We start from the raw sequence: 4,135 nt of genomic DNA on the forward strand, positions 1-4,135 counted from the left end.
CTCAACGCCGACCGGGTCGACTCCGACAAGGGCGCGGGGCTCGGGCTTTCCATCGTCCGCGCGGTCGTCGGTGCCGGGTCCGTGGGTGCCGGGTCCGCAGGCGCCTGCTCGGTACCGGCCTGCTCCGAGGAGGCCGGGCCGGGTGCCGTCAGGGTGAAGGTGATCTTGCTGGAGACCGGGTGGCCGTCGGCGGAGAGGATCCGGTAGCCCACCACGTACTCCCCGGCGGGGCCGAGGGCCTTCACCCGGACGCTGGCCTTCGCTCTGTCCACCGCCGTCTTGCCGTCCTCCCACCGCGTGCCGTCGGGACCGGTCACGCTGATCTGCGCGAAGCCCTGCCGGACAGGCTGGTCGAAGGTGAGCGTGATCGTCTCGGGGCCGGTGGCCAGCTCGGCACCGTCCTTGGGGTCGCTGTCGATCAGCACGTTGTGGGCCTGCGCCGGGGTGACCGCGCCGAGCAGCGCGGCGCACGCGAGCAACAGGACCGTGAGTAGCCGCCTCACCGATCATGGCCTTCCGTTGGGTGCTTCATGACCTCGACATGTTCCCACCTTCACCTCGCGCTGGGGAATCGCGCCCGGGGGCAGGGGCGGCCGGGGCGTCGGACGTCGCCGTTTCCCGGGGACCCGGTGGCAATGAGGAAGTTTCCAAAGCAACAGTGGCTCATGAGTCAGCTGGGTGACCGGGTGGCGGGGGGCGAACTCGACCAGGTACGGGCCTGCAGGTGCGTCCAGGTCGACGGCGCCTCCCACCTGCGCTGACGTCCTGCCCGAGGCGTTCACGACCTCGAGCGGGACGGAGGGTCAGAAGGAGTGAGGGCCGAAGCGGCCCCAGGCGATGACAGCGGCCAGCGCGAGCAGTACCACGTTGACGGCGATGGCCGACGGCTCTTTGCGGCGGGCGTGGGTGGCCGCGGCGCCGAGCATGGTGATGGCCAGGCCGGTGGCGGCCAGCGGGGTGAGGATCGGGGCGATGCCGGTGACGGCGGGCAGGAGCAGGCCGAGGGCGCCGAGAAGTTCGACCATGCCGATCAGGCGGATCTGGGTGGGGGTGAAGTCCTCCACCCAGGGCAGCATGGGGCGCAGTCTCTCCCTGGGCCGGCCGGCATGCATGACCCCGGCCAGGCCGAAGACGGCGGCCAGGAGGGCCTGCAGAATCCACAGGAACACGTTCATGTCAGGTGCTCTCTTTCTTTCGGGTTCTTGGCCTAGTAGCGGCCGAGGGTGCCGCGGTGCCGGGCGAGGTGTTCGAGCCGGTTGAACAGGACCACCCCGGCGGTGGTGATGAGCAGCGGCTGGGCCAGCAGCCACGCCAGGCCCCAGCCGGTTGGGAGGGTGGCCAGGGAGTGGCCGCCGAGCAGGATGTCGCGCATCGCCTCGATGCCGGGCGCGATGGGCACCAGCAGCCGGCTGAGGAAGGCGATCGGGTCCGGCATGGCGGCCAGGGGGACCAGCGTGCCGCCCACGATGGCGTAGACGGCCACGGACAGCTGGGTGATGATCTCGATGCGTTTGAACACCAGGGTCAGCCCGCACAAGATGAGAGCCAGCCCGCAGGTACCCAGCACGATGGCGGCCAGCGGCACGATCACCTGCGCGTCGAAGGGCAGCCGCCCGCCCTGAGTGGTGATGGCGACGACGCCGGTGGCCAGCACGGCCAGCGCGGTGGGCAAGGCCGAGATCACGGCGGCCACCTGACGGCCGAGGATGCTCGCGGCCGAGGGCAGCGGGGTCAGGTAGGTCTGTTCCAGAACACCGGACTGGATGTCGCCCAGATAGCTCCAGAACACCCGGTTGACCTGCTCATGGATGAAGGTCAGCGCCACCATGCCGACCAGCACCGGCGGCAGCAGTTCCGCACGTAGCTGCCCGCGCCCCATGAACAGCACGATGAGCAGGTAGAACAGCGGGAACGTGATCATCTGGATGAGGCTTTCGCGCCATCCGGCGGCGAGGTTGAGCAGGCCCTTGCGGACCTCGGCGGCGAATCCGCGGGCGAAGGTCATGACGACTCCTGCAGCGCTCGGCGGTGGTTGCGGACGAACAGCAGGCCGCTGACGACGGTGAGCGCGAGGGTGTGGGCGAGCAGCCAGGGCAGTGCGCCGGCGTTCCAGACCTCGGCCAGGCTCCGGCCCTCGAACAGCGTCTGGGTGATCGCCTCGATGCCCAGTGTGGTGGGCAGGACTCTGGCCAGTACGGCCAGCCAGTCCGGATAGAGGGCCGGCGGCAGGAACGAGCCGTTGAGCAGCAGTATCAGCGAGGTGAACAGCGACTGCAGGGCGCCGATCATCGGGGAGACCAGCGCGAGGGCCGCCAGCAGGAACGTGAAAGCCAGCACGTTCACCCCCAGGAGCACGGCCGGCAGGAGCGCCGCCCAGCGCAGCGGGATCGAGATCCCGGCCACCAGCATCGGGACGAGGGAGGCGACGGCCGCCACCGCCAGTCCGAACACCGAGGCGGTGATCAGCCGGCCGAGCATCGGCAGCCACGGCGGCGCCGGGGTCATCTGCGCCTGGGCGAAGGTGCCGGCGCGTTTCTCCTCGATGAGGTCGGCCACCATCACCAGGCCGGCGTACTGCAGGAACCAGTAGCCGCCGATCGCGACCAGGGTCTGCGGCAGCAGATCCTGGCGCAGCTCGCCCTGGCCCAGGACGAACTGCAGGCCGAGGTACATCATGGTGCTGATCAGCAGCGTGATGACGTGTCCGACCGGGTGGGCCAGCTGAACGCGCAGGCCCTTGCCGATCTCCGCGCCCAGGACGTTAAGCAGCATGGGACGGCTCGTTCACCAGGGTGAGGAACACATCCTCCAGATCGGGCTGCACCTGGGTCAGCGACTCCAGGACGACCCCCTGCGTGCGCAGGCGCTCGACCACGTCGTACACCTCGATCGGATCGCTCACCCGCACGCTGATCGTGGTGACGCCGTCGCGGGTGACGGCGTCGAACCCGGGTGGCGCCACTCCTTCGACGCGGATCTCGTACCTGTCGCGTTCGCGGAAGCCGGCCAGCAGCTCATGCGTGGGCAGGTCGGCCACGAGCCGCCCCTGGCGGATGACGGCCACCCGGTCACACAGCTCCTGGGCCACATCGAGCCGGTGCGTGGTGATCAGGATGGTGGTGCCGAGCTCGCGGGCCTGCTCGGTGATCCAGTTCTTGACGGTGCGGGTGGCCTCGACGTCGAGGCCGAGCGTCGGCTCGTCCAGCAGCACGATCGGCGGGGCGGCGATCAGGGCGACGGCGATCGCGACCTTCTGCTGCATGCCGCGCGAGAAGCCGCCGACCCTGTCGTCGCGCCGCTCCCACAGGCCCAGATCGGTCAGCAGACCCTTCGCGCGCTCGGCGACCTGGCCCTTGCGCAAGCCCTTGAGCCGGCCGAAGTACATCAGGTTCTGCCAGGCCGACAGGCTCCAGTAGACGTTGCGCGAGCCTTCCAGCACGGCGCCGAACTGCGCCATCGCGGCCGAACGCCGGCGGACCACGTCGAAGCCGCCCAGCCGGGCCTGGCCCGAGGTGGGGGTGAGCAGCCCGGCCAGCATCTTGATGGTGGTGGTCTTGCCGGCGCCGTTGGGTCCCAGGAAGCCGAAGACCGATCCGGCGGGGATGCGCAGCGACACCTCGTCGACCGCTCGGACCTGCGCCGACCCGTACACCTTTGTCAACGCGTCGATTTCGATCATGTCATCTCCTCGTGGGGGTCCCGGCCCCTTCCGCGGGCCGGGACGGGGGATCAGTGCTCGTCCAGGACCTCGATGTCCTCCACCGCGGCATCGCGGGTCAGCGAGAAGGCCGCGGTGGCCTCGGCGTTGCCGGGTACGGCCTGGCGGGCCGCCCGCAGGCTCGCGGCCGAATCCCAGTGCCAGATGCCCACCCACGTCTCGTCGCCGAGCCGGCCGAGGCGCGCTTCGGTGAGTCCGGGAAAGGCGGCCCGGGTGGCGGAGACCAGGGCGGCGTGCCGGGTCCGGAGCTGCTCGGCGTCGGCGGGGTCGGCCTGGAAACGGGTGACGGTGATGACCGGCATAACTGGACCTGATCTTCTCTAGGTACTGGTCGTAGTAGTCGATGTCGCCCCGGGTCTCGTTGTGCGCGATGTACCCGATGCCGTTGTCGGCGGCGTAACGGAGGACTTCGGGGAG

At 70.0% G+C, this 4,135-nt stretch carries 6 protein-coding genes; all 6 read right to left on the reverse strand.

Annotation, left to right across the window (positions count from 1 at the left end; translation table 11 throughout):
- A partial coding sequence (locus tag ABZ260_RS47800; RefSeq protein WP_355631702.1) for a copper resistance CopC family protein occupies window positions 1-503 on the reverse strand: 503 nt, incomplete at its 3' end.
- 300 nt (window positions 504-803) lie between these two features.
- The gene (locus ABZ260_RS47805) at window positions 804-1,175 is read right to left on the reverse strand and encodes a DoxX family protein (RefSeq protein WP_355631705.1); all 372 of its coding nucleotides are present in this window, start codon (window positions 1,173-1,175) and stop codon (window positions 804-806) included.
- Between the two features lie 32 nt (window positions 1,176-1,207).
- Window positions 1,208-2,005 (reverse strand): ABC transporter permease, encoded by a 798-nt coding sequence (locus ABZ260_RS47810; RefSeq protein WP_355631708.1) that lies wholly within the window; start codon window positions 2,003-2,005, stop codon window positions 1,208-1,210.
- Window positions 2,002-2,772, reverse strand: a complete 771-nt coding sequence (locus ABZ260_RS47815; RefSeq protein ID WP_355631711.1) for an ABC transporter permease — start codon at window positions 2,770-2,772, stop codon at window positions 2,002-2,004. The genes ABZ260_RS47810 and ABZ260_RS47815 overlap by 4 nt, the downstream gene beginning before the upstream one ends.
- Window positions 2,762-3,679, reverse strand: coding sequence for an ABC transporter ATP-binding protein (locus tag ABZ260_RS47820; protein ID WP_350952135.1), 918 nt, complete (start codon window positions 3,677-3,679; stop codon window positions 2,762-2,764). The genes ABZ260_RS47815 and ABZ260_RS47820 overlap by 11 nt, the downstream gene beginning before the upstream one ends.
- Before the next feature lie 50 nt (window positions 3,680-3,729).
- A complete protein-coding gene (locus tag ABZ260_RS47825; RefSeq protein WP_355631714.1) occupies window positions 3,730-4,020 on the reverse strand; it encodes an antibiotic biosynthesis monooxygenase in 291 nt (96 codons plus the stop codon).
- Window positions 4,021-4,135: the final 115 nt, after the last annotated feature.

The sequence above is a fragment of the Streptosporangium sp. NPDC006013 genome (genome assembly GCF_040614275.1).
Lineage (GTDB): Bacteria > Actinomycetota > Actinomycetes > Streptosporangiales > Streptosporangiaceae > Streptosporangium.